Origin of the sequence: Nitrobacter winogradskyi (assembly GCF_006539545.1) — a bacterium.
Lineage (GTDB): Bacteria > Pseudomonadota > Alphaproteobacteria > Rhizobiales > Xanthobacteraceae > Nitrobacter > Nitrobacter winogradskyi_A.
Map to the genome: position 1 here is coordinate 1 of NZ_BJNF01000102.1, position 23010 is coordinate 23010.

Sequence of the window (23010 nt, forward strand, 5' to 3'; positions counted from 1 at the left end):
TAGACTCCGGAGGTTCCTATGAACAAATCTCCTCGTTTGCAGGCACGGCGCCCAAACGTTCAGCAAGCGCGCGAAATCGTTCGAGCTGATCCTGCCGCAACGCTCTTGTCTCGTCCCGTCCCACGAAGACCTTGAACATCACGCCGCCGTCGACATTCAGGAACGCGACGAATGCCGAAGACTTACCCATGAAGGGGCGTTCGACAAAGGCGATAGCGGCGCATCTTTCATGCCGCAGATGGCCGTGCAGGCCCTTCGGCTGCATCAGGTTAAAATAACCGCGGCCAATTTCACCGTTCGGAATCGGTCCGGTGATTTCAAAGATGGCGTCAGCGGTATGAACGATAAGAGTAACTTCTCCCCATTGCGTGATATCCTGCATTGCGTCTGCAAATCCACCGCCCTGACAGAGTTTGACCATATCGGACGGCAATGCCTCGATCACCGTCCGCGGCGACACATGGCGGTCGCGCGCCACATCCTCGATCACCGCACCGGGATTCTCCGCAAGATAGGCTCTCAGATCCGAAGCAATCGCGCCGGTCACGTTAATCCTCCAGTGATACGATGGGTCGATTACGACTTCAGGCGGCGGCGTCGGACTTCCGCTCGCTCTGGATGATCTCGAAACCTTCGAACTTCGGATGGCCGAGATACAGGCTCTCACCTGTTTTATTGTCGGCGCGCGCGTGCGCTTTGCGAAATGCTTCAGACTTCGTCCATCCTTCAAACGCCGCGCGATCAACCCAGGTCGTGTGGCTCGAATAAAGCGTGTGATCCTCGGCCTTTGGTCCCTTCAGGAGATGAAACTCGATGAACCCCGGCATGGCTCCGAGGTAGGATTCACGCGTCGCCCAAAGGTTTTCGAAAGCCGCTTCCGAGCCCAATCTAACCTGGAAACGGTTCATCGCGATAAACATGCTGGTATCCTCCAGTTTTACGGTTGATGTCGTGTATTCTGCATTTCCCTGCATCTGCAAGTCAGAATAACAGAACGAGAGCAGCGCCGGAGCATTATCGCGTCTGTTTGAATCAGAAGCGAAGCTCTGGATTGTTGTTTTGACGCGTTTTCTTCACGCGAACAGGTCATCCATTCTTAGGGCTCAAGCCCGGGGACATGCTTCGCTCGAAAACGCTATAGAGCATGATCCCGAAAAGTGGAAACCGGTTTTCGGATAAGATCATGCTCGCTCAAGAGGTCAAGGTTAGAGTCTGGTTCAACGTAGTTGAACCAGACTCTAGTGGAGTGAATTTGACATTCGCGACCCATTCGGCCGCGCGTCCCGGATGCGAATGTTGGAATCGGACCACTAGGTTATCAGCGCGGTCCGTCGGCACAACTACAATAACGATATCAGACCCCGCCAAAATGCACCCTCAAGCCTGCCCTGAAAACGATCCCGGGGCCAGGGCTGGCGAACAGGACGTCGTTCTGGCTCGTGCCGTCAGTTGACGAACCGGGTATCGCGTAAGGCCGATAATATTCATTCAGCAGGTTCTGAACCGACGCGGTCAATACAACATCCTGGGCCGCCTGATAGGTCAGGAACAGGTGCACCAGGTTGTAGGCTGTCGAAGGCAGATAGCCTGCGGGAAGGTCGGTCAGCGCTGCATAGGATGACCACTGTGCTGACGCGATCAGCTTTCGATCCAGCAATCGCACACCGGCGGTCGTCGTGACTTTGCGCGGTTGCATGGTGGCCAGGCCGACATTGGTGGCCGTGTTCCTGCCGCTTTGGATATTACCGGCCACGCCGACGAACCAGTCGCCGGCGTCATAATTGGTTTCGAACTCGAAGCCCTGGATCCTCGCCGCCGCGATGTTCTGATACTGGTAGTATTGGCTGAAAGGACCAAACATCGTCATCGTCGGAGCCGAGGGGACCAAGTCGATATAGTTGCTGACATCGTTGCGGAAGACATTGAACTTCGCACGGAATGCATCGCCCTCCGCGAACACGCCATTATATTTGAGATTGACGCCAACTTCCTTGGTCTTGCCGACCTCGGGTCGCAGATTTGGATTCGGCAGCAAGCAGAACAGCCCGCTGGTGCCATCCGGGCAGTTGAAGAGTGCCGGACCGCCACCCGTGGCATGGCCGCCTGCGATCAAGGTTTCGGTTATCGAGGGCGCGCGATAGCCTTCGGCGTAACTGGCGTAGGGTGTAAATCCTGCAACCGGCGTTATGCCGACTGTTATCTTGGGAGAGAGCCGATCGCCGCTGGACGCTGTCTGGCCCAGCGCCGTCCCTACGGAATGAAGTTCGTAATGATCGTAGCGAAGCGCGCTGATTACTTCCAGCCAGCTGCCATACCTGTTCTGGAGCTGTACGAAACCTCCGGAAACGGTCCGACTTCCGCTGGGAGTCGTAATATTGGAGTTGCCGCGCGAGTCTGTGGTCTCGACGTTGTCGTTGAAGGCGTCGAAGCCGTAAGTGACGGCATTCTGCCAGTTCCCGACATCGAAGCGAGAAGTGTTATGAACATCGAGACCGATCGTATCGAGCAGATAACTTCTCCGATCGCCAACGCAGCCGGAGATGTTGTTGCCGGCGACGCCGGGACCGCAATAAGCCGCGCCGCTGGTCGAGTAGTGATGGGTCTTGGTCTGATCGTTATCGACGCGATTGCCGTACAGGGATATATTCCAATCGAACAATGCGTCGTCCGGCTTCGCATAGCGCCAGCTCAGTGTACCCGTGTAGTTCTTGGCATCCGAGGCATAGACGGATGAGCCCTGATTGAGCGCCCGTTGAGCTGCCGTGATCGTGGGGCCTCTGTTGAACTGGCCAATATTGTACTGGTAATCCTGGAATAGCCCGCCCAACTTGATTTCGTGCCCGTCGGCGGGGCGGACGGTGACTTTCATCAACCCGGCCGCAATGTCGTTGCCGGTATTGCCGATCTCGGTGCCCGCGCCGTCCTTGTAGTTTCCTTGAGCGCGATAAACGGCGCCTCCGAACACATCCACGGTCGGATCGAGACGAACGCCGCCGAAGATCGACCCCAGCACCCGATTGTTGTTGGTGCCGTACCAGCCGGTCATATCGACGCCCCAGTTCTCGCCGGGACGAAGAATGTCGTTGATATCCTTGGTCCGGAAAGATGCGACGCCGCCAATCGCGCCGGATCCATAGATGTTGGCGGTGGGTCCGCGCGTGACATCCACTGAGCCAATCAACTCCGGGTCCAGGAAGAAGGCGCCGTTGGCGTTATGGCCGCTCCGTTGATAATTCTGACGTGCGCCGTCGACAACAACGGCGACCCGGCCAAAATCCTGCAAGCCGCGAATATTGATGGAGCTGGACGGGCTATCGCCGCGATCCTCGAATGAAACGCCCGGCATGACACGGAAGATATCCGATATCCTTCCCGCCTGAAGTCCCTGGATCTGCTCAAGCGTAAGTCCGCTGACCGGCGCAAGGGCATCGATCGCGCGCTCACCTGTCTTTGTCGACGTCACGGTGATCATATCGAGCGGAACAACGGTCTGAGAGCCGGCCTGCGTTCGAGCATTGAGTACCGTCGTTTCGTTGGCGGCTGGTTGACGTGAGGCTCCTCGTTTGCGGGTTGCTGGATCTGGAGGCTCGGTTGACTGCGCCGAGGACGTGGCGTCCGGAGCTTGTTGTGCAGTGGTAACGTCGGCGGCGGTCAACGACATCGCAACAACGAGAAATCCCATATTCAAGGCGCGCAAACGCCTAGCTCCGCCGACCATCATTGTCCCGCGCCCCACGCTGTAATGTTATTTTGAAGTCGGGTGGCTAGCGGGCGTTGCAAAAAATGCAGTGGCTTGCTGGCTGCCTACGGTGACATGTGTTCTTCACGGGAACGCATGCGCTATGTTGGGAGTAAGAAGCCGTTTCAACGAGGTCAACCGTTCGCTCACATGTTTATAGAGATTGTAAACTTCAGCGGTTGGTTTGAGACGAAAAGTACCTGTAAAGAAGTTCCAGCGTTTCAAAACAGGCTGAGCGGCTGAATGCCGGAAATATCGCGGAAGAAACACCAGGCTCTGAAGAATGATGAAGTCACGGTCCTCGTTGTAGAGCGCAGCATCACGATGCGAGAAGGCATAATCGACAGCAGAGAACTATTCTCAGATGGTCGTGAAGTCATTATTGCGCACGGAGCAGAGAATTATCGCTTGCGGCTGACGTCGCAGAATAAGCTGATTTTGACCAAATGAACCTGCATTCCAGATCGTTCTCGCGATGGCCAGCCGTGGCTTGTGTTCTTGCAACGGCGGCGGTGGCGACAATCCTGCCTTCCGTGCCGTCACGATCCGATGGAATCACGGTGCGCGACGCGAGCGGCCACGACATTGCGGTCGACGATCCCTCGCGCATCGTCGCCATCGGCGGCGCGGTCACCGAGATTCTCTACGCACTTGGACTTGAGAGTCATATCGTCGGTGTCGATTCAACCAGCCTTTATCCCGCGGCGGCTCTGAAGATGCCGAATGTCGGCTATATGCGTCAGTTGTCGTCGGAGGGCGTCCTCGGATTGAACCCGTCGGTGATCTTTGCGATGCAGGGGTCGGGGCCGAAGGAAACGCTTGACGTTCTGCAGGCGGCGAAGGTGCCGCTTGTTCTTGTGCCCGAGACCTATTCGGAGCAGGGTATTCTCGACAAGATTTCCCTGGTGGGACACGCGCTGAGAGCCGACGCCCGCGCCGCCTGTCTCACGGCGGCCGTTGCTCAGGACCTCACCCAGCTGAAGGGTCTGCGAGCCAGGATTGATAAGCCGGTTCGCGTCATGTTCGTGATGTCGCTCGTGAACGGCCGCGCCATGGCGGCGGGGTTTCATACCGCAGCCGACGAGATCATCAAGCTCTCCGGAGGCATCAACGCCATCACTGAGTATGAAGGCTATAAGCCGATCAGCGACGAGGCGATTGTCGCCGCCAAGCCGGATGTTGTCCTGTCCATCGACAGGGGCAAGGATTCGCTAACGCCGGATACGATCTACCAGCATCCTGCCTTTGCATTGACGCCGGCTACGGCGAACAAGTCGTTCATCTCAATGGAGGGGCTTTATCTTCTCGGGTTCGGTCCACGAACCGCGGCCGCCGCACGCGATTTGTCGATCCGACTTTACCCGACGCTCGCGTCCGAGATCGATAAGTTCACTCCCGCAGCGCCGGCCGTCGATTGCCTGAAATGACCGCGATCGACGGTATCGGAAGCGCAAAGCTGTCTCGCGGAAGCGCGAGCGTGCGCCCTGTGCCCACACTTCTGTTCGGTTGCCTGCTGCTGGCATTGTCGGGCGTCGCGATCGCCGCGGTGACTATGGGCGCCGCAGGCATCCCGCTTGGCCGCGTTCCGGTGGCGCTGGGACTTTGGACGAGTGAACAGGCCGGCGCGCTGCTCGCTCGCGATCAACTCGTGCTCTGGTCGATCCGGATCCCGCGCATTCTGGCCGCCGCCGTGGTTGGTGGTTTGCTTGCAACGTCCGGCGCGATCATGCAGGGCCTGTTTCGGAATCCGCTGGCCGATCCGGCGCTGGTCGGCGTTTCCAGCGGCGGTGCGTTTGCCGCCGCGAGCGCCATTGTTCTGATCGACAGCAGTTACGGCGACGCCTTCCGATTCATGCAGAATGCGGTCCTGCCGCTGGCGGCGTTCCTGGGTTCGCTTGTCACTACATTTGTCCTCTACGGCATTGCCAGCCGCACGGGACGAACGTCCATCGCGATCTTTCTTCTGGCGGGCCTGGCGATCGCCGCGATCGCCAATGCCGGGCTTGGGCTTCTGGTGTTCATCGCGGATGACCGGCAGTTGCGCGACATCACGTTCTGGATGCTGGGTTCGCTGAGCGGTGCGACCTGGAGCAAGGCGGTGACAATTGCGCCGGTCCTCGTCATCGGCGTGTTCGCGTGCTTCCGGATCGGCCGAGGGCTGGACCTGCTCGTGCTGGGCGAGTCCGAAGCGTTCCATAGTGGTGTCAATGTCGAACGGCTGAAGCAAGCGTCGATCGTTCTGATCTCGGCCATGACCGGAGTCGCGGTCTCGATCTGCGGTGTTGTCGGTTTCATCGGCATTGTTGTGCCGCACCTCCTTCGATTGGTGATCGGCCCCGGTCACAGGATCCTGCTTCCGGCATCGGCGCTTCTCGGTGCGATTCTGGTTGTCGGCGCCGACACGCTGGCCCGGACCATTGTCGCGCCTGCCGAGATGCCGATCGGCATTTTGACGGCGGCGATCGGCGCGCCGTTTTTCCTCGCGATCCTGCTCCGGCAGCGGGGGCTGGCCGGGCTATGAGGCCGATCGTCGAAACGCATTCAGCGACGATGCGGATCAACGGCGCGACGCTGGTCGATGGCGTCGACCTCAGCGTCGGAAGCGGAGAGATGGTTGCGATCGTTGGTCCCAATGGTGCTGGAAAGTCTACCCTTCTTCGCCTGCTTTCCGGCGATCTCCAGCCGACGCAAGGACGTATCGAACTCAAGCAGGCCGATCTGAGATCCTACTCCGCGTCACAACTCGCGACCCATCGCGCGACCCTGTCGCAACACATCAACGTCACGTTTCCATTCACGGTCGAGGAGATCGTCCGCATGGGCGCGGGCGACATGGGAATCGTTGCCGCGCATCCGCTTGTCGAGTCGGCCATGGACGAGGTCGCAATCCGTCCGCTCCGCAGCCGTCAACTGCCGACTCTCTCGGGCGGCGAGCAGCAGCGCACCCATTTTGCGCGCGTCCTCGTTCAATTGGCGTGCGGCGAAGCTCGTCATGGGCCGGGATTACTCCTGCTCGATGAGCCGACATCGAGTCTGGACTTACGCCATCAGATCGAACTGGTCGAAATCGCCGGCCGGCGCGCCCGCAACGGGACAGCCGTGATCGCGATTCTGCACGACCTTAATCTCGCCGTCCGCTTCGCCAGCCGCATTATTGTGATTCACCGCGGCGCCGTGGTCGCCGATGGTCCTCCCGCGCAAACGATCACCGACGGACTGATCCGAAAGGTGTTCGAAGTTTGCGCGGATATTCAGTATCACGGCGACGGCAGCCCGGTTTTGCTGCCTCAAGCAATGAAATCGATTGGATCGGGCAACGTCTTATGATCTGCCCGTAGTGTTTTCCGAGCGAAGCATGTCCTCGGGCTTGGGCCCTAAGGATGGATGACCTGCTCGCATGAAGAAAGCGCGTCAAACCAAAATCAAAGAGACTTGCTTCCGATTCCATCAGAAGCGGAAGGATCTAGAAATAGCTTTCCAGACTACCCCGTCGTCGAATGTCGAGCGTTGCACAATGAAACGCGCCGCCAAACGCGCCATAGTGCAGGAAATCGCAGGGCACCGGCTCAAAGCCCCATTTCTCCAGTGCCTTGATCATCGACGTGTGATGTCGCTCGACGACAACACGCTTCTCGTCGATTGTCAGCACATTCATGCTCAACCACTTGCCGCACATGGAGGTGATCTTGAGCAGCCGGTCTTCGATCGGGTTCGGCTCCGGTGCGACCAGTATCGCCCAATCTTTCAGGATGGGAGGCAGGCGGCTGATATCCAGGTACTCCGGATTGACGAGAACTTTACCAGGAGCCAGCGGCACGAAAGTCGTGTCGATGTGCATCGGCATGCGACAGCGGCTTTCGATCTCGTGGATGCGATAGCCGCGATCCGACAAGTGCCGTCGCAACCACTCAATGCCCATTGCGTTGGTCACATTACTCTTCTGAACAAAGAGATCCCGGCCGCAACGCATGAAGTCGGCCGCATCAAACACCGGCTCCCATTCGGTCAGGACATAACCGATGGGATCGCCTTCTTTTGGAATACGATAGGCGTCGTCGAATAGCTCTTTCCTCAGCTCGGGTTTCGGCGCCGACGTCCAGCGCGCCCCGGCCCGGAAATACTCCTTCAGGAGCGCCCGATAAGAATGGGTCTCGAAATAGCGGGTGGGCCATGCCATCGGCGTCTCGATGATTTCATCGCCGATGACCAGCATGGAATCGCGTGGGCAGGCATTGATGAAACCTCTCGCACGCCAGTTCGGCGTTCCGAAACGGCGTTTCCAGTCTATGGCATCCGGCCTGCGGACCTTGATCCCGAACGACTCAAGAATCTTGATAAACCCATCCAGCTCGCGTTGAGCGGGTTCTGACATGATTTTGGGGAACCGCATTCCGGCGACAAGCGCGTGAACTTTCTTGGCGGCGAGACCCGGTATATTGGAAGTTACCGTCGGATGGTTCGAAGGGATTGTCGCACCTTCGAGCCGGCCGACGATCACCTCTTCCAGCGGGTCCCATTCGTTATGGGAGTTGACGGGGCACGCCTGCTTAGATGGCGAATCGTTCCTCGCGCGATTTTCATCCTGCTCACGGTTGGAAGGGTGACCAGAGGTGTCCAGCATCATTTAGCCTCCCGGAAATTCGTTAAGCTCAAGCAGGTGAAACGACTTTGAGGCCGACCATGCCGATGATGATCAGCCCCAGGCATGCGAACCGCGCTGTTGTTGCGGGCTCGGCAAAAAGCCACATGCCCAACAGAGCTGTTCCGGTAGCTCCGATTCCAGTCCAGATTGCGTAGGCTGTGCCGACCGGCAAGGTTCGTATCGCAATCGACAACAGCACGAAGCTGAGCGCCATCCCCAAACCAGTGAACACGCTCGGCCACAGACGCGTGAACCCGTCCGTGTACTTCAAGCCGATAGCCCATCCTGTTTCAGCAAGGCCCGCAAGGAAGAGGTAAAGCCAAGACATCTGGCACCGCTGGCTGTCCTGCCGCTCAAGGCGACCGCGCCCGATATAGGCCAGGGAAGGCGCACAAGGCAAGCCGCCGGCAAATCGCGACGCGTTTGTTGCGCGTCGCGAATGTTCACTGATCCCTCACTGTCCGGGCCGAATCCGGTACACAGGTGATTGTTCCCACACCCAGTCGGCAATCATCGCCAGAGCCAGTGACGCCCCCGCCAGCGGGAATATCACGCAGAGCCCGATGACGATCATCGCCGACGTGCGCAGCCGCGGCGACGATAGCGGCTGCGGTGCTGCAAATTCTCCTTTCGGACGTCGCCGCCACCACATGAGGGGGCCTGTGATCGTCAGGACGATGATGCCGACACAGGGGATCAGCATCACGATCTGATTGAGGCGTCCGAAGTAGTTGCCCATGTGGATCTGGACGCCGAGTTCCACGGCCTTCGCGGCCCATCCGTAGTCCGTGAAATGGATATCACCGACCACGCGGCCAGAATACTGATCGACATGGAGCGTGCGTTGCGTCTCCGGCTGATCGGGATAGCTGAAGGCGGTGAATACGCCGCTGGCGTTCTTCGGCAGGATCAGGCGATACGGAGCCATCAAACCCTCGCGCGTCAGAATCGCGGCAACGTCGTCGACGTCGAGCGAGCGTTTCGCGGCGGGCTCGGAGGTGATGTGCCCGTGATGCCCGGCATGCGGATCGGAATCCGGGATCGGCGCCTGCTCCAGCGTCCACGGCGCGGCCTTGCCCACGGCGTCCTTGACCGTCGTCGTGGACGGCGCCGCTCCGTGAAGCCTGTGACTCGCCGGATAGCCGATGCCGGCGAGGTCGGTGCCGCGGCGCAGCAGGTCGCCCCAGAAGGATGCCCATGGCAGGCCCGTGAGGATCAGGAACATGATGAGAAGGGCGGACCACATTCCGACCACCGCGTGCCATTCCTTCCAGAACGGCCGTCCGCGCCGGCTAGAGACTTTCACCGCTTCACGGAAGCGGTGAAAGTCTCTGTCTTTATGTTTTGACGCGTTTTCTTTACGCGAACCGGATTCCACTTCGCTCGAAAACGCTATAATTCGTGGATAGAGAAGACCGCCGAGACGGAAGCGGCCACGCGGCCACCACAGGTAAAGGCCCGTCGCCACAAGGATGAAGCCCCAGCAGGCAGCCAACTCGACGATATTGTCGCCGATGCTTCCCAGCATCAGCGAACCGTGAGCCACGTCGGCAAAGCCGACCAGCGTGCGGGCATAGACATAGGAGCCGAGAACCCGCCCGGTGCCGGGATCGACGAACACGCGGATCGGATCACCTGCGGCCGGTGTCACGAATACTTCCACGCTGCGGTTCGTCGCCCGAGCCGTATCGATGCGGGTGACCTTTCCGCCGGGATAGGCGGTGATCGCAGCCTCGGCCATCTCGCTGAGCGGCACCGGTTCGGACACCGGCGCGACGATGCGTAGATCACGATGGAGCACATCGTTGATCTCGTCATTGAAGAGATAGATCGCGCCCGTCACCGCGAGAACGAACATGAAGGGTGCGACCACGAGACCGGCATAGAAATGCCAGCGCCAGACCGTGCGGTGCAGAGCCAGGGCTGAGAAGGAGTTGGACATCGGCGTTTGCTTTCAGACATCGAAAGGGGGACGGCTCCGCCGGAGCACCGACGAGACGCCGTGTTTCACGCATCAGAACCTGATGTTGTAGGAGAGGTCGAAGTTGCGCGGCGCGCCGAGATACACCTGGGTGGGACTGTATCCTGACCAGTTCGCATAGAATGCGTTGGTGAGATTGCGGCCGCGCAGCCGCAACGTTCCGCCGCCGATGTCGTAGGCCACCCAGGCGTCAAGCAGGGTTCGTCCGCTCACCTCGATGGTGTTGGCGGTGTCGGTGTAGAACGATCCTACATGCTGCACCGATGCGCCGATTGTCAGCGGCACCGGATCGAACCGATAGCTGGTCGAGACCATGAACGCCTGCGCCGGCACATTGATGGGGCGGTTCCCGCGCAGATCGAGCGTGGCGCTGCGCAACTCGGTAAACTCCGCCTTGATGAAGGATGCGTTCGCGTTCACTCTCCACTGCGGCGTCAGGGATACCGCGACGTCCAGTTCCACGCCGCGGGAGCGTTGGCTGCCGCCCTGCACCGTCAACGCTGGAGTTGTCGGATCGCGGGTCAGGATATTGTTCTGCTCGATCTGATAGACCGAAGCGGTCGTCACCACACGGTTGTCCCAGAGCGACGATTTGATTCCGCCCTCGATCGAACTTCCGGTGGACAGGTCGAACCGTCCGTTGGCGAGATTGCTGAGCAGCAGCCCCGAGACCGGAATGGCGGCCCGGTTATACTGGCCAAATAACGCCGTTCCGGACGTTACGTTGTAAACCGTTCCGACCCGCCAAGAGAGATTGTCGAACCTCTTGTCGAAGTGGGTGACCGCACCTGTGTTCAGATCGTCGATCCGTCGATCGAGCTTCATGCTCTCGTGCCGTACGCTGGCGAGCATCAGCCAGTCCGGCGTCAGGTTGACGGCGTTCTCCGCGAAGGCTGCGAACGTTTTTAGCCCACTGGTGAAATCCTGCCGGGTCGGGAAGTTCGCAGCCGCATCGGCAGGGAAGTAGCCGCGATCCGGATTGAAGGGATCGACCGGCGTGGTGGATCCGAACCGTCTGCTCGAGTCGAAATTCGTGTCGGTGTATTCGAGCCCGGCCGCGAAGCGGTTGCGAAACCCTCCGATGATGCCGTCGTAGGACGCCGCCGCGCGCTCCGACCAGATCTGGTGCCCGTGCGTGATTTTCGTTGTCGAACGGTCGAGCAGGCCGCTCACGGAATTGAACGTGAAGTCTTCGGAACTGGCCCAGTACCGGTCGGCCTTGAAGAAACTGAGATCGTTCCGCAGTGTCCAGTTGTCGGTCAGCTTGTATTCGGCGCCGCCGCGCAGCCAGACAGTGTCCGACGTCATCAGCCCGTTCTCGACATTATAGTTCTGATTGCGAATGGAACGGTCGATCACAAGCCCGCCGGGGGCCGAGACCAGGTTCGTGGGATCGCGCGCCAGCGAGCGGGCGATCAGCGGAGTGCCCTGATAGGGCGTCCGGAACTCGTCGTGAAAGAAGCTGGCGGAGCCTGTGAAGATGAGCCGGTCTGTCGGCGCGAGCGTCCCGCCGGTCGTTGCGCCAACCTTGCGTGATCGGGTGTCGTTGATAAAGCCGTCGGATTGTCCGTAGCTCAGCGTCGAGCGGACGGCCGCGTTTGATCCGATCGGAGCGTTGATATCGATGCCCGTCCGCAGCGAGTTGAAGCTGCCATAGCTCAACAGGCCCTGAGCGCCTGCCTGGCCGAGCTTGGGCTGCTTCGTGACAAGATTCACGGCTCCGGCCAAGGCGCCGACACCCTGAATGACGGACGCAGGCCCTTTCAGAATCTCGACACGCTCGAAACTGAAGGTGTCGAAATCCCGGGAGACGATCAGCGGGTCTGGCGCGCGAACGCCATCGACCGCATATCCGGTCGCTGCGCGGGAGAACCCGCGCATGGAGATGACGCCGGGTTCGCCGGGGAGGTTTCCCGACATGACGCCCGGAACCGAGTTGAAGGTCTCCACCATCGTGCGGAGGCCTTTTTCCTGCATATCCCGCTGTGTGATGATGTTGACGGTGGCCGGTGTCTCGCGCGGCGTCAGCCCGACGAGGCTGCCGGCCGCATTCGGGACACCGAGATTCAGCGGGCCCGGCGCTCCTTCCGCATTCATCGTGCGGGTCGCGGTGGCGGAGAGGGTGGCTGACGGCGTGACAGCGGGTGTTCGCGAAGTCGATTGATGCATTGCGCGTCGTGCGGCGGAGGCGCGCGAGGCGCGGTTCGGCTGGGAGCGAAGGGATTGCCGGGTCGGTTCGGTGATCGTCACCGCCGGCAGCACGGTATCGGAATTCGGCTGCGCGGAAGCAGTCGAGCAGGATTCGATCGCGGCCACGGTTGCGAGCACGCAGCAAAGCGCGCCGCCCCGGCCGAGGGCGGTGTCGTTCGACATGATGTATTTTGTTTCCTGATGCGAGCTTTCGCCCGGAGCGTTCAAACAGATAGGATCACCGCGAACGCGAAGGTGTCGCGGCGGTCGAGTGGATGTGTTGAATCAGGAAATGAACGGAGGCGCGCGCGCTTGCGCGTTGGAGTGGGCCGCGAGCGGCCGCAGGTCAAAGATCAGGTCCTGCCAGGCGACGCGGGTTGCGTCACGCTCGATCCTGACTTCGAAGGCTTGCGGATCCGGTGGCGGCGCCGCGGCGTGGTGGACGACGCAACACAGGGCGCAGCAGGCGCCGTGCATCTGCTGCGGATCGTCCTCACGATCTTGCGGAAAACCTGTGTCGGGCGCGTGCGAGCATATTGCGCCCGCCAGCGGATCGGTCGTGGTCGGGCTGAACGCCAGGCACGCGGCGACGGGTGCGAATATCTGCACCAGCATCGCAAGCATGAGGATCGGAAGAAATCTTCCCAGCCGCCGACGCATGATTTCCCAGCCTTTCGCGACGACACATGACGCGAGCGCGCATTCATAGCGCGGCGCATCTGTCGGATCATGCGGTATCATGCCGCACCAGCCGCCAGACCGAGCAGTCTCCACCAAAGCCGCGTGGAGAGCGCTTGCAAACGACGGTGGAACATTGGCGTCCAGGTCGAGTTCGTTCAGGTCGGGTGGGCTGGGTTCGAAGTGCTCGTGGCGTCTGCCTTCGTATCCAAAGAAGACGTGGATGACAGCTCTCCACAGTAGTGCGGAGCAGGGCGCGGTTGAAGCGGTAGCGATATGACCAAAAGCTCAATGGAACAGCCCGTCACGGCGGAGGAGGAGGAAATCCCTTCCGCGGTCGCGGTGGCTGGTCACCCCCTGCATGCCATGAGCGTCCATTTCCCGATCGCGTTTGCCATCGGCACGCTCGGCGCGGATATTCTCCTCCTGTGGACAGCCGATCCGTTCTGGGCGCGGGTGGCTCTGTGGGCCTCGGGCCTCGCCTTCGCGAGCGGGGTCGCCGCCGGACTCGTTGGAACCGTGGAGCTGCTGCTGGTTCCGCAGATCCGCCACCGCGTCCAGAGCTGGAGCCACGGTATCAGCGCCATGATGCTGATCGCCATCCTCGGCACGAACTGGGGGCTGAGGCTTCATGTGGACGATGCGGTTCTGCCGCACGGCCTGCTGTTGTCGGTCTTCGGCGCGATCTTCACCGGCCTTGCCGGATGGCACGGAGGCAAGCTGATTTTCCATCACGGCGTGGGCGTCGCGATCTCTAACGACGAGGAGTGATCAACCGCCGCTCAGTAGCATGCCGTGGTGAAAAGGACCGGCCCGAGGGAAACGAGCGTCGCGGCCAGCGCCGCCCATGCGCTGAGCTTCGCGACGTTTCCCAGAAAGCGCGCGGTATCATCCGCCCTGATGCGATGAGGAAGACGTGCGCACAGGCGCGCCAGAACGGCCGATGCGAACAGGGCCAGGAGAAAAAGCCCAATCAGCAGCAGCCTGTGCGCGTCGATGCTTCCGAAGATCGTGATCTCGTCCCAGTCAAAACCGCAGCCGAGAGCCTGCGCCGAATACAAGGCCGCGAACGCAGCGCCCCACGCGAGAAAGCCGGAGCATATCCAGACAAGCAGGCTTGCCGAGGCGCGATGATCACTGGTCATCGGAACGCCTCGCCGGCGGTGATGAGGGTCGGCAGCAGCAGGACCAGCCCGATACCGGCAAACCCCGTGATCGCCGTATAGTCGTGCAACGGCGTCGCGATCCGCAGGTCGAGACTGCGCCTGGCCGAGACGTATCCTGCCCAGACGCGCCAGAGACCGAACAGGGAGAACACGGCGGCGAGGAAGGTATGCAACACGCTGTAGGCGAGCAGCGCGAAGGACGTGGCGTTGTAAGCGTGTACTGTCGGCGCAGGCAGGCCCGTCCGCATCAGGATCACGAGCAGAATGAGCGACGCGAATTGAAGGATGGCCGTCGCCGCCAGCCAGAGAACAGGTGATCGGCTTTTGGCGTTGAGCGCCACCGCGCGCCGGGCGCATAACGGCGCGGCGGCGAGGGTGGCCACTAGCAGGGCAGGCACAACCATGCCGCTCTTCAGCGTCTGTGAAGGCGGCCAGGCAGGCGCGGTCAGCCAAAGGAAGAGCGGGCTGAACACCAGCGAGCCGTAGAAGGCCGCGTCGGCGATGAGCGCGATGATCATGCCCCACCAGGACGGTGGCCGATGCGTTTCATAATGGAGCGGTGCAATTTCTTCCCGGCCGATGACCACGGGACCGTTATCCCGGTCGAGACCGGTCACGCGCGTCCAGCAAAGAAGGAGGATGAAGGCGATGCCGAGAGGCAGCAGCGAGAACCAGTAGTAGCTGAACAGGAAGCTGAGCACGAAGGCCGCCACCGCAAGCGCCGTCCAGAACGGCAGGTAGGTCTGGCGCGGCAGGACGATGACGTGCTCCATCCGTCCGCTCGTGATGTCGACCCCCAGCGTTTCCATCCATCCGTTGCGCGCGAAACCAAGATAGCCGTGACCGGCGGCAAGCTCAGGACCGATCGACGCGGGTTCGAGCGTATCGGCGCGTCTTGTGATCCACGGGAGGGACGCGAAGTTGTAGGCGGGCGGAGGAATAGGTTGCGCCCACTCAAGCGTCCGCGCTTTCCACGGGTTTCGCCGGAAGCGCCGCCCGTAGCGAACCTGCAGGAACACGTCCACGACGATGAGCGCGAAACCCATCGTCAGGATGAAGCCGCCGATCGACGATATGAGGTTGAGCCAGTCCCAGCCTGCCTCCACGGGATAGGTACCGACACGCCTTGGCATGCCGCGCAGGCCCGTCAGGTGCATCATGAAGAAGGTCACATTGAACCCGATGAAGACCAGCCAGAATGCGGGCATGGAAAGCCTGAACGCGGGGACGCGGCCGCGGATGTGGGGCAGCCAGTAGTAGAGCGCCGCGACCAGCGGAAAAATGAAGCCACCGACCAGTACGTAATGCAGGTGCGCGGTCACGAACTGGGTGTCGTGGGCCTGCCAGTTGAACGGCACCATGGCGAGCATGACGCCGGTCAGACCACCGAGAATGAAGACGAACAGGAAGCCGAAGATCCACAGCATCGGAATATCGAAACGCGGCCGTCCGTGCGCGAGCGTCGCGATCCATGCGAAAATCTGCACCGCCGTGGGTATGGTGACGGCGGCGCTGGCCGCTGAAAAGAAGGCGAGCGCCATATGCGGGATGCCCACGGCGAACATGTGATGGACCCACAGCCCGAAGGATAGGAAGGCCAGCGCGACGAGGGCGACGACCACCGCCCGGTATCCCGTCAGTTCGCGTTGCGCGAAAACCGGCAGGATGGTCGAGACCGCGCCGGCCGCCGGAAGGAAGATGATGTAGACCTCCGGGTGGCCGAACAGCCAGAACAGATGCTGCCACAGCAGTGCGTCGCCGCCGCGCGCGGTGTCGAAGAAGGGAAGATCGAATGCGCGCTCCAGTTCCAGCAGGATGGAGCCGAGGATCAGCGGCGGGAAGCCGAGCACCATCATTCCGGCGGTGACCAGCACATACCAGCCGAAGATGGGCATGCGGTTGAGCGACATGCCCGGCGCGCGAATTTTCAGGATGGATACCACCAGTTCGACGGCGGCGGTCACGGCGGAGATTTCGACGAAGGTGATGCCGAGCAGCCAGACGTCGGCATTGACGCCGGGGGTGAAGGCGCTGGACGAAAGCGGCGTGTACATGAACCAGCCGGAGTCGGGTGCCGCGCCCGCGAGCATGGCCGCGATCAGGATCGCGCCGCCGAACAGGTAGCACCAGTAGCCGAACGCCCCAAGGCGCGGAAAGGCGAGATCGCGCGTGCCGAGAAGCTTCGGCAGCAGGTAGATCGCCATGCCCTCGAACATCGGGATCGCGAACAGGAACATCATGATGGTGCCGTGCATCGTGAAGACCTGATTGTAGAGATCGGGTCCGATGAAGGCGGAGCGGGATGTGGCGAGCTGGGCGCGGATCAGCATCGCCAGCAGGCCGCCGATGCCGAAGAAGATAAGGGCGGTGATCATGAAGCGCGTGCCGATGACGCTGTGGTTGACCGCCGCGAGTCGTTTCACACCGCGTCCGCTGGCCCAGATTTCGTTGAGCTGCCTGTGGAGCCGCAGCGGCGTCGCCACCCGCCCGCTCATCGCCTGGCCTCTTCAATCGCGCCCGCCATGATCGCGGCGAACTCCTCGGGCTCATGGGCCAGAACCGTGAACGGCATGGCAGAATGGCCTGCGCCGCAGAACTCCGCGCAGACGCCGCCATAAACGCCCGGGCGATCCGCCTGAAGCCGGACAACGTTCCGATGGCCGGGGATGGCGTCTATCTTGCCGCCGAGCCGGGGCACCCAGAACGAGTGGATTACGTCCGTCGTGGTGACCGTCACGTCGACCGGCTCGCCTGCGGGGATATGCAGGACGTTCACGGATAGCGTGGCTCGCCGGCTGTCCGGGTAGGCGAAGCTCCAGGTCCATTGGCGCGCCTGCGCCGCGACCTTCAGTGGAGGTTGCTCCAGCGGGCGCGCGATCATGCGCTCGCCCAGTACGAGGGCCGCGATCAGCAGGGCCGACAGCACTGCGCCAGGCATCACAAGGCCGCCATAGATGATCCAGCTTCTCGCCGACCACAGCGAGGCGATGCCCGGTTTGAGGAACGCCAGCGCGACCAGCACAGCCATCAGAAGCGACAGGACGGCGGCCCCCGAGAACATGATCCACCATAGCGTCGCCGTCGAAGCGGCTGCCGGTCCGGCAGGGTCGAGCGCTGAAAGCGGCCCCGTGCAACCGGACAGGATCGTCAGGCTGGCGAGGTACGCAAGCGGCCGTCGACGCAGGCGTGCCGCGACCGTCACAGGCCTGTCTCCAGGCCAGTCCACCGGAGGAGGGGAACGAAAAGCTCTCTCAGCGCGCCCGGCCGCGAGATGGCGTCAGGCAGCGCGTCCAGCGGAAGCGATGGCTTCGCAAGCACCAGAAAGAGGATTGCCAGCGTCGCGAGAAGCGATACGCCGGCGACCGCGCCGAAGCGCCAGACGGGATAGTCTTCACCGTCATCGAAGAGGCGGACGATGATGAGCCCCGTCAACAGATGGAGTCCGACCAGCATGCCGACGACGGCGAGCTTCAGCGAGAACCAAGGCACGAAGGTTTCGGCGACAAAGACGAGCGCGATACCGCTTCCCACGGCGATGAAGGCGGCAGGCGAGATGAGTGCCAGATAGCTGAACCGGACCGAACCCTGCAGAGTGAACAGCGCCGCTTTATCCCTCAGGCGCACGCGCTGTCCGTAAAGTGCCGGGAGGCCGATCAAGCCCGCGCACCATAGGCCGATCGCGCCGACATGGATGAATTTCAACCAGATGATCGTCATGCCGGGCGTCCGCCTTGAGCCGGAAGCGGGTGCGTTTCCAGCATGCGCGCAGCCAGCAGCGCTGCGGCGGCGAGATAGGTCATCGAGGCCGGAACCCACATCAGGAGACCGGCGAGCTGCTGATCGTCGAGAGGCGTCAATCCATAGGGCAGGGTGGTCGCCATGTGATGATCGAACAGGGGCCGGGCTGCGAAGGTCAGCAGCGCGCCGAGCATCCCCATCTGGATGACGGTGGCCAGAAGCGCGGCCAGCGTGGCGCCTGCATGATTTCGCCTGTCAAGCACAGCCTGCCAGAGCAGAAAGGCCGACAGAAAGAGGCTTGCCTCCATCATCCAGTACGCCGCGGTGGAATCGAGCGCGAACGCGTAAGGTCCGGGCGTGTGCCACACCCACATGCAGATCGCGTGGATGAGAACCAGTCCGGAGACAGGCACCCGCCGCAAGGTGGCTCGTGGCGGAAAGGCCAGGGCGAACAACGGGGCGGCCAGGGCGACCAGAAGCACGTGATGAAAAACCCGCGCGGAAAAAAGCGCGGAGGCAAGCGCGCAGAGCGGTGAAATGAACGCCGTCAGGAGCACTGCCCAGCCAGCCAACGCGACCGGCGATTTCAACGCCGCGATCCGGCGCTCGCGCGACATCATCAGGCAGGCAGCGGCGACTCCTGCAAACACAGCAATGAGCAGCGGGTCGAAGTTCCAACTCGACGCCAAATCTTCGGGCAGCGGGGCAGGACCACAATAAGGATCAGCGCCTTGCCGCATGTGATGTCCCCAACATCTGTTGAACAGACCTGCTCAACTTCTCAGAAACAGTTTTGTTCTTGCGAAGCCTACCTGTCGTGCGCTGACGCGCGCGTTCATTTCATCTGTCGAGGTGGCGTCCGCGAGGGAAACACAGCTCGCCGGTTCATATGGTTGATGCCGGGATGGAACCATCGTTGATCCTCATGGTTGGAACACCTGCAATCCAAGGCGGTGCGATGTTCGCGATCGAGCAGGTCTTCCGAAAGCCCATTCCTGAAAGCCTTCAAGGCAAGGTGGTGATGATCACGGGCGGTTCGGCCGGGGTGGGCCGGGCAGCCGCGCGGGCCTTCGCACGCGAGGGCGCGAATGTCGCCTTGCTTGCGCGCGACGTCGCGGGACTCGAGGATGCGAAAGCAGAGATCGAGTCCTTCGGTGGTGAAGCAAGGATTTTTCCGGCTGATGTCGCCGATGCGGAAGCCGTGTTCGCAGCGGCGGCCCAATGCGAAGTCGAGCTTGGGCCGATCGACATCTGGGTCAACAATGCGATGGCGACCGTCTTTTCGCCGGTCGAGCAGTTGACGCCGGAGGAGATCAGGCGCGTGACGGAAGTGACCTATCTCGGTTATGTGCACGGGACGCTTGCAGCGCTTCGCCATATGCGGCCGCGAGATCGGGGCGTGATCGTGCAGGTCGGGTCGGCGCTCGCCTATCGCGGCATTCCTCTGCAAGCCGCTTACTGCGGCGCCAAGCACGCGGTGCGTGGCTTCACGGACTCGCTGAGAACGGAACTGCTTCATCATCGCAGCAACGTCGCCGTCACCGCGGTCCATCTTCCGGCCGTCAACACGCCGCAGTTCGAATGGGCGCGCACAAGGATGCGCAAGGCGTTCCGTCCGGTGGCGCCGGTCTATACATCGCGGGCGGCGGCCTTAGCCATCGTCCATGCCGCGACACATCCGAAACGGGAATACTGGCTGGGCGGAACGACATCGCTCACGATCATCGGCGATATGCTGTTTCCCGGCCTGCTCGATCGTTTCCTCGCGCGTGAGGCGGTGGATGGACAACAGAAGGAAACGGAGATCGGAGCCAACCGATCCGACAACCTCTTCTCGCCTGTCTCCGGGCGACACCGCACCAACGGCGCCTTCAGCGCGGAGGCACGGCCGGATCCCGCAATGCTCCCCGCACAGACGATCCGTTTCGCGACGATTGCGGGAGCCTGTGTTCTGATCGGCTTCGCCGGCGCGGTGCTCGGCGCGAGGCGCGCATCGGCGGCACGAGCCGAAAAGCGATGCCGCCCGCGATAAACCTCGGCCGCGACCAAACGGAGCCAGCAATGCACACCAGACTTCCCGATTTACGCCGTCCCGGTATTACACGGCTGTCCATGACCGCAGTTCCCGCCGCATGAGCATCGGCATGTTCAGCAGCGTTACGACCCGCGCCATCGGCGACTACGCTCTCATCGGCGATTGCGAGACAGCCGCGCTGGTAGCGAAGGACGGCTCGATCGACTGGCTGTGCTGGCCGCGCTTCGATTCAGGAGCCTGCTTTTCGGCGCTTCTGGGAACGGAAAAGCACGGGCGCTGGCGGATCTCGCCGGCGCGGGAGCTCACCCGCAGATCGCGGCGCTATCGCGGCGATACGCTGATCCTGGAAACGGAATTCGAGACGCAGGAGGGAGCGGTTTCGCTCATCGACTTCATGCCGATCCGCAAGGATCGGCAGGTCTCCGAGATCGTGCGGATGGTGGTGGGCAAGCGTGGTCGTGTCGACATGCGCATGGAGGTCGCCTTCCGCTTCGACTATGGGCGCATCGTGCCGTGGGTCTCCAGGATCGAGGGCGGATTGTTGCGCGCGGTCGCGGGACCGCATTCGGCCATTCTCAAATCCCCGGTCCCAACCCACGGCGAAAATTTCACGACGGTGGCGGAGTTCTCCGTTGGTGAAGGCGAGCGCGTCCCTTTTGTCCTCGCTCATGAGGCTTCTCATCTTCCGCCGCCGCGCATTTGCAATCCCGAGCAGGCGCTGGCCGAGACCGAGGCCTATTGGTCGGAGTGGTCCGGGCGCTGTCATTATGACGGTCCATGGAAGGAGGCGGTGACGCGCTCGCTGATCACGGTCAAGGCGCTGACCTACCGTCCCACCGGCGGCATCGTCGCCGCGCCGACCACATCGCTGCCCGAGCAGTTCGGCAGCACGCGCAACTGGGATTACCGCTTCTGCTGGCTGCGTGACGCGACCTTCACGCTGTTGTCGCTCATCAATGCGGGCTACCGCACCGAGGCCGAATCCTGGTGCGATTGGTTGCTGCGCGCTGTCGCGGGCGCGGCCTCGCAGATTCAGCCGCTCTACGGCATTGGCGGCGAGCATCGTAATGACGAGGTGGAGCTCGACTGGCTGCCAGGATTCGGCGGGTCCCGTCCGGTGCGGATAGGCAACGGCGCCTATTCCCAGCTTCAGGTCGATGTCTTCGGCAGCGTCATGGATGCGCTCCACGCGGCGACGGCATTCGGCCTTGATCTTCATGAAGCGTCGGCGGGACTCCAACGCGAACTGCTCAAGCATCTTGAAAGCGTGTGGCGGGAACCCGACGAGGGGATCTGGGAGGTGCGCAGCGGCCGCAAGCATTTTGTGCATTCGAAACTGATGTCCTGGGTTGCCTTCGACCGCGCCGTGATCTCCTGCGAGAGATTCGGGCTGGCGGGACCGGTCGACCGCTGGCGGGCGTTGCGTGATGAAATTCATGCGGAGATTATCGAGAAGGGATTTGACGCCGGGCAGGGGGCTTTCGTGCAGTCCTATGGCTCCAAGGTTCTCGACGCCTCGGTGCTGTTGATGCCGATCCTCGGTTTCCTGCCGCCGGACGATCCGCGTATTGTATCGACAACGCGTACGATCGAACGCGAGTTGTCGAAGGACGGCTTGCTGCGGCGCTACGATACCGGGAAGGCCGAGGACGGCCTGCCGGCGAGTGAAGGCGCTTTTCTCGCCTGTAGCTTCTGGCTGGCCGACAATATGATCCTCCAGGGCCGGGAGCACGAAGCGCGTCGCCTGTTCGAGCACCTCCTGTCGCTGCGAAACGATGTTGGTCTGCTGGCAGAACAGTACGATGTGAAGCGGCAGGCGCAGGCGGGAAACTTTCCTCAGGCATTCTCGCATTTCGCGCTTATCGACACCGCGTTCAATTTCGCCGGGATCAGGGGTGCTGCGCGAGAAGCCCATATGAAAAGTCAGAAGGCCGCTCGAACCGGAACATGATGTATGCCGCGGAGCGTTTCGTGACCTGGGCCCGGCCCAAAGCGCCGGCCAGCTTGAAAAGCCGGCCTTTTCGCGGATGCGCCGCTACATCTGGCGCATGCCGGCTGAAATCAATAGATAGAATGAGTTGTTCAAGATTTCCGTTATCTTTGGCCGGCAGAACGGGCTGCTGCGAACGAACGGCGGTGATGAATGTGGGACACAATACCAAAGTGGGTGCGCTACGGCGCCAGCGTGAGCGTCGTCATTCTGGTCGCGATCGCCATCTGGTACATGATCCAATAGGTGATACGCCGGGTACGAGATAGTATCGCCCACGTTTGAAGTGGTCTCCGGCCCATCGATGGGCGCGCCTCCATCACCGAATAATTTGCACATTGCGGCCACATCAGATCCATTGAATGAACGCATAAACCTCCGGCGTTCGACACCTTTCGACGCTACGTTGTGTCGTGCATCTCTATCTCAACCGGAGCTGATACATGCGCACGTCTACATTCACATTATCAACCGTCGTTGCTTTGCTTTTGGCTGGATCGCCGATGGCGCTGGCGCAAACATCGCCCCCGCAGTCTCAGACAGAACCTCAAAAAGGCGTCGCAATTCGAAGTATCCAGGTAGTCGACATGGACGAGTTGAAAGCGGACGTGCGCTCAAAGGTTGATGCCATCGTTGCAAATACGAAGCAGGAGGACATGAAGTCCTTGCGCAAGACCATTGACGCAACGCCGGAGGCGGTGTCCGCGCTCACTGCGAAAGGCCGCAACTCGGCACAGGTCGTGGCCATCAACATTGATCAGAACGGTGTTCTGACGATGTTCACGAAGGTTACTTAACTGCTCGATCTCGGTATCTGGCGGCGGGGTCGACTATAGCGTCTTCGAGCGAAG

At 61.4% G+C, this 23010-nt stretch carries 21 protein-coding genes; 8 read left to right on the plus strand and 13 right to left on the minus strand.

Translation table 11 applies throughout. From position 1 onward, the window contains the following. Positions 1 to 16: 16 nt before the first annotated feature. The 3 genes from hutX to NWI01_RS16610 all read right to left on the minus strand — a co-directional run bounded on the left by hutX (position 17) and on the right by NWI01_RS16610 (position 3718). A complete protein-coding gene (gene hutX, locus NWI01_RS16600) occupies positions 17 to 547 on the minus strand; it encodes a heme utilization cystosolic carrier protein HutX (protein ID WP_141385067.1) in 531 nt (176 codons plus the stop codon). 37 nt (positions 548 to 584) lie between these two features. Further along, positions 585 to 920 carry an antibiotic biosynthesis monooxygenase family protein gene (locus NWI01_RS16605; protein ID WP_141385068.1) on the minus strand — a complete coding sequence of 112 codons (336 nt, stop codon included), beginning with the start codon at positions 918 to 920 and terminating at the stop codon, positions 585 to 587. 434 nt (positions 921 to 1354) lie between these two features. Next, positions 1355 to 3718 (minus strand): TonB-dependent hemoglobin/transferrin/lactoferrin family receptor, encoded by a 2364-nt coding sequence (locus NWI01_RS16610; RefSeq protein WP_141385086.1) that lies wholly within the window; start codon positions 3716 to 3718, stop codon positions 1355 to 1357. A 264-nt stretch (positions 3719 to 3982) separates the two neighbouring features. Here NWI01_RS16610 and hemP point away from each other — a divergent pair, with 264 nt between their 5' ends. Genes hemP through NWI01_RS16630 form a run of 4 tightly spaced genes read left to right on the plus strand, consistent with a single transcriptional unit; the run spans position 3983 to position 7066 of the window. Next, the gene (gene hemP, locus NWI01_RS19840) at positions 3983 to 4189 is read left to right on the plus strand and encodes a hemin uptake protein HemP (protein WP_244613842.1); all 207 of its coding nucleotides are present in this window, start codon (positions 3983 to 3985) and stop codon (positions 4187 to 4189) included. Between the two features lie 35 nt (positions 4190 to 4224). Then, entirely contained in the window at positions 4225 to 5166 is a 942-nt protein-coding gene (locus tag NWI01_RS16620) for a heme/hemin ABC transporter substrate-binding protein (protein WP_244613843.1), read from the plus strand. After that, positions 5163 to 6260 (plus strand): FecCD family ABC transporter permease, encoded by a 1098-nt coding sequence (locus NWI01_RS16625; protein WP_141385070.1) that lies wholly within the window; start codon positions 5163 to 5165, stop codon positions 6258 to 6260. Before NWI01_RS16620 ends, NWI01_RS16625 begins: the two co-directional genes overlap by 4 nt. Further along, positions 6257 to 7066: a heme ABC transporter ATP-binding protein gene (locus tag NWI01_RS16630; protein WP_141385071.1), complete on the plus strand. Its 810-nt coding sequence runs from the start codon at positions 6257 to 6259 to the stop codon at positions 7064 to 7066. The genes NWI01_RS16625 and NWI01_RS16630 overlap by 4 nt, the downstream gene beginning before the upstream one ends. Before the next feature lie 136 nt (positions 7067 to 7202). On the opposite strand, the gene NWI01_RS16635 is transcribed toward NWI01_RS16630, so the two are convergent. From NWI01_RS16635 to NWI01_RS16655, 5 genes are all read right to left on the minus strand, one after another. Beyond that, a complete protein-coding gene (locus tag NWI01_RS16635) occupies positions 7203 to 8363 on the minus strand; it encodes an amidinotransferase (protein ID WP_141385073.1) in 1161 nt (386 codons plus the stop codon). 25 nt (positions 8364 to 8388) lie between these two features. Next, entirely contained in the window at positions 8389 to 8709 is a 321-nt protein-coding gene (locus tag NWI01_RS16640) for a DMT family transporter (RefSeq protein WP_141385074.1), read from the minus strand. A gap of 126 nt (positions 8710 to 8835) precedes the next feature. Next, positions 8836 to 10323 carry a PepSY-associated TM helix domain-containing protein gene (locus NWI01_RS16645; protein ID WP_141385075.1) on the minus strand — a complete coding sequence of 496 codons (1488 nt, stop codon included), beginning with the start codon at positions 10321 to 10323 and terminating at the stop codon, positions 8836 to 8838. 72 nt (positions 10324 to 10395) lie between these two features. Further along, the gene (locus NWI01_RS16650; RefSeq protein WP_141385076.1) at positions 10396 to 12735 is read right to left on the minus strand and encodes a TonB-dependent receptor; all 2340 of its coding nucleotides are present in this window, start codon (positions 12733 to 12735) and stop codon (positions 10396 to 10398) included. Between the two features lie 102 nt (positions 12736 to 12837). Beyond that, positions 12838 to 13212, minus strand: coding sequence for a DUF2946 domain-containing protein (locus NWI01_RS16655; protein ID WP_141385089.1), 375 nt, complete (start codon positions 13210 to 13212; stop codon positions 12838 to 12840). Positions 13213 to 13521: 309 nt separating this feature from the next. On the opposite strand from NWI01_RS16655, the gene NWI01_RS16660 reads away from it, so the two are divergent. Further along, on the plus strand, positions 13522 to 14001 hold the full coding sequence (locus NWI01_RS16660) for a DUF2231 domain-containing protein (protein ID WP_244613844.1): 480 nt from the start codon (positions 13522 to 13524) through the stop codon (positions 13999 to 14001). 11 nt (positions 14002 to 14012) lie between these two features. Here NWI01_RS16660 and NWI01_RS16665 read toward each other — a convergent pair whose 3' ends face one another. The 5 genes from NWI01_RS16665 to NWI01_RS16685 are packed head-to-tail and all read right to left on the minus strand — an operon-like array spanning position 14013 to position 18874. After that, on the minus strand, positions 14013 to 14375 hold the full coding sequence (locus tag NWI01_RS16665; protein ID WP_141385078.1) for a hypothetical protein: 363 nt from the start codon (positions 14373 to 14375) through the stop codon (positions 14013 to 14015). After that, positions 14372 to 16891 (minus strand): cytochrome c oxidase subunit I, encoded by a 2520-nt coding sequence (gene ctaD, locus NWI01_RS16670; protein WP_141385079.1) that lies wholly within the window; start codon positions 16889 to 16891, stop codon positions 14372 to 14374. The genes NWI01_RS16665 and ctaD overlap by 4 nt, the downstream gene beginning before the upstream one ends. Further along, positions 16888 to 17598, minus strand: a complete 711-nt coding sequence (gene coxB / locus NWI01_RS16675) for a cytochrome c oxidase subunit II (RefSeq protein WP_244613845.1) — start codon at positions 17596 to 17598, stop codon at positions 16888 to 16890. The genes ctaD and coxB overlap by 4 nt, the downstream gene beginning before the upstream one ends. Continuing rightward, positions 17595 to 18113, minus strand: coding sequence for a CopD family protein (locus NWI01_RS16680; protein ID WP_141385081.1), 519 nt, complete (start codon positions 18111 to 18113; stop codon positions 17595 to 17597). The genes coxB and NWI01_RS16680 overlap by 4 nt, the downstream gene beginning before the upstream one ends. Next, the gene (locus NWI01_RS16685) at positions 18110 to 18874 is read right to left on the minus strand and encodes a cytochrome c oxidase assembly protein (RefSeq protein ID WP_141385082.1); all 765 of its coding nucleotides are present in this window, start codon (positions 18872 to 18874) and stop codon (positions 18110 to 18112) included. The genes NWI01_RS16680 and NWI01_RS16685 overlap by 4 nt, the downstream gene beginning before the upstream one ends. A gap of 176 nt (positions 18875 to 19050) precedes the next feature. Here NWI01_RS16685 and NWI01_RS16690 point away from each other — a divergent pair, with 176 nt between their 5' ends. The 3 genes from NWI01_RS16690 to NWI01_RS16700 all read left to right on the plus strand — a co-directional run bounded on the left by NWI01_RS16690 (position 19051) and on the right by NWI01_RS16700 (position 22956). Continuing rightward, complete coding sequence (locus NWI01_RS16690) at positions 19051 to 20166, plus strand: SDR family oxidoreductase (protein ID WP_141385084.1); 1116 nt, start codon at positions 19051 to 19053, stop codon at positions 20164 to 20166. Positions 20167 to 20278: 112 nt separating this feature from the next. Beyond that, entirely contained in the window at positions 20279 to 22120 is a 1842-nt protein-coding gene (locus NWI01_RS16695; protein WP_244613846.1) for a glycoside hydrolase family 15 protein, read from the plus strand. 482 nt (positions 22121 to 22602) lie between these two features. After that, on the plus strand, positions 22603 to 22956 hold the full coding sequence (locus NWI01_RS16700) for a hypothetical protein (RefSeq protein WP_181410549.1): 354 nt from the start codon (positions 22603 to 22605) through the stop codon (positions 22954 to 22956). Positions 22957 to 23010 lie beyond the last annotated feature (54 nt).

Coding starts and splice junctions, on each gene's coding strand:
- NWI01_RS16605 (WP_141385068.1), bottom strand. CDS start 920: ATGTTTATCGCGATGAACCGTTTCCAGGTTAGATTGGGCTCGGAAGCG.
- NWI01_RS16610 (WP_141385086.1), bottom strand. CDS start 3,718: ATGGTCGGCGGAGCTAGGCGTTTGCGCGCCTTGAATATGGGATTTCTC.
- hemP (WP_244613842.1), top strand. CDS start 3,983: ATGCCGGAAATATCGCGGAAGAAACACCAGGCTCTGAAGAATGATGAA.
- NWI01_RS16625 (WP_141385070.1), top strand. CDS start 5,163: ATGACCGCGATCGACGGTATCGGAAGCGCAAAGCTGTCTCGCGGAAGC.
- NWI01_RS16630 (WP_141385071.1), top strand. CDS start 6,257: ATGAGGCCGATCGTCGAAACGCATTCAGCGACGATGCGGATCAACGGC.
- NWI01_RS16635 (WP_141385073.1), bottom strand. CDS start 8,363: ATGATGCTGGACACCTCTGGTCACCCTTCCAACCGTGAGCAGGATGAA.
- NWI01_RS16640 (WP_141385074.1), bottom strand. CDS start 8,709: ATGTCTTGGCTTTACCTCTTCCTTGCGGGCCTTGCTGAAACAGGATGG.
- NWI01_RS16645 (WP_141385075.1), bottom strand. CDS start 10,323: ATGTCCAACTCCTTCTCAGCCCTGGCTCTGCACCGCACGGTCTGGCGC.
- NWI01_RS16650 (WP_141385076.1), bottom strand. CDS start 12,735: ATGTCGAACGACACCGCCCTCGGCCGGGGCGGCGCGCTTTGCTGCGTG.
- NWI01_RS16655 (WP_141385089.1), bottom strand. CDS start 13,212: ATGCGTCGGCGGCTGGGAAGATTTCTTCCGATCCTCATGCTTGCGATG.
- NWI01_RS16660 (WP_244613844.1), top strand. CDS start 13,522: ATGGAACAGCCCGTCACGGCGGAGGAGGAGGAAATCCCTTCCGCGGTC.
- NWI01_RS16665 (WP_141385078.1), bottom strand. CDS start 14,375: ATGACCAGTGATCATCGCGCCTCGGCAAGCCTGCTTGTCTGGATATGC.
- ctaD (WP_141385079.1), bottom strand. CDS start 16,891: ATGAGCGGGCGGGTGGCGACGCCGCTGCGGCTCCACAGGCAGCTCAAC.
- NWI01_RS16680 (WP_141385081.1), bottom strand. CDS start 18,113: ATGACGATCATCTGGTTGAAATTCATCCATGTCGGCGCGATCGGCCTA.
- NWI01_RS16685 (WP_141385082.1), bottom strand. CDS start 18,874: ATGCGGCAAGGCGCTGATCCTTATTGTGGTCCTGCCCCGCTGCCCGAA.
- NWI01_RS16695 (WP_244613846.1), top strand. CDS start 20,279: ATGTTCAGCAGCGTTACGACCCGCGCCATCGGCGACTACGCTCTCATC.
- NWI01_RS16700 (WP_181410549.1), top strand. CDS start 22,603: ATGCGCACGTCTACATTCACATTATCAACCGTCGTTGCTTTGCTTTTG.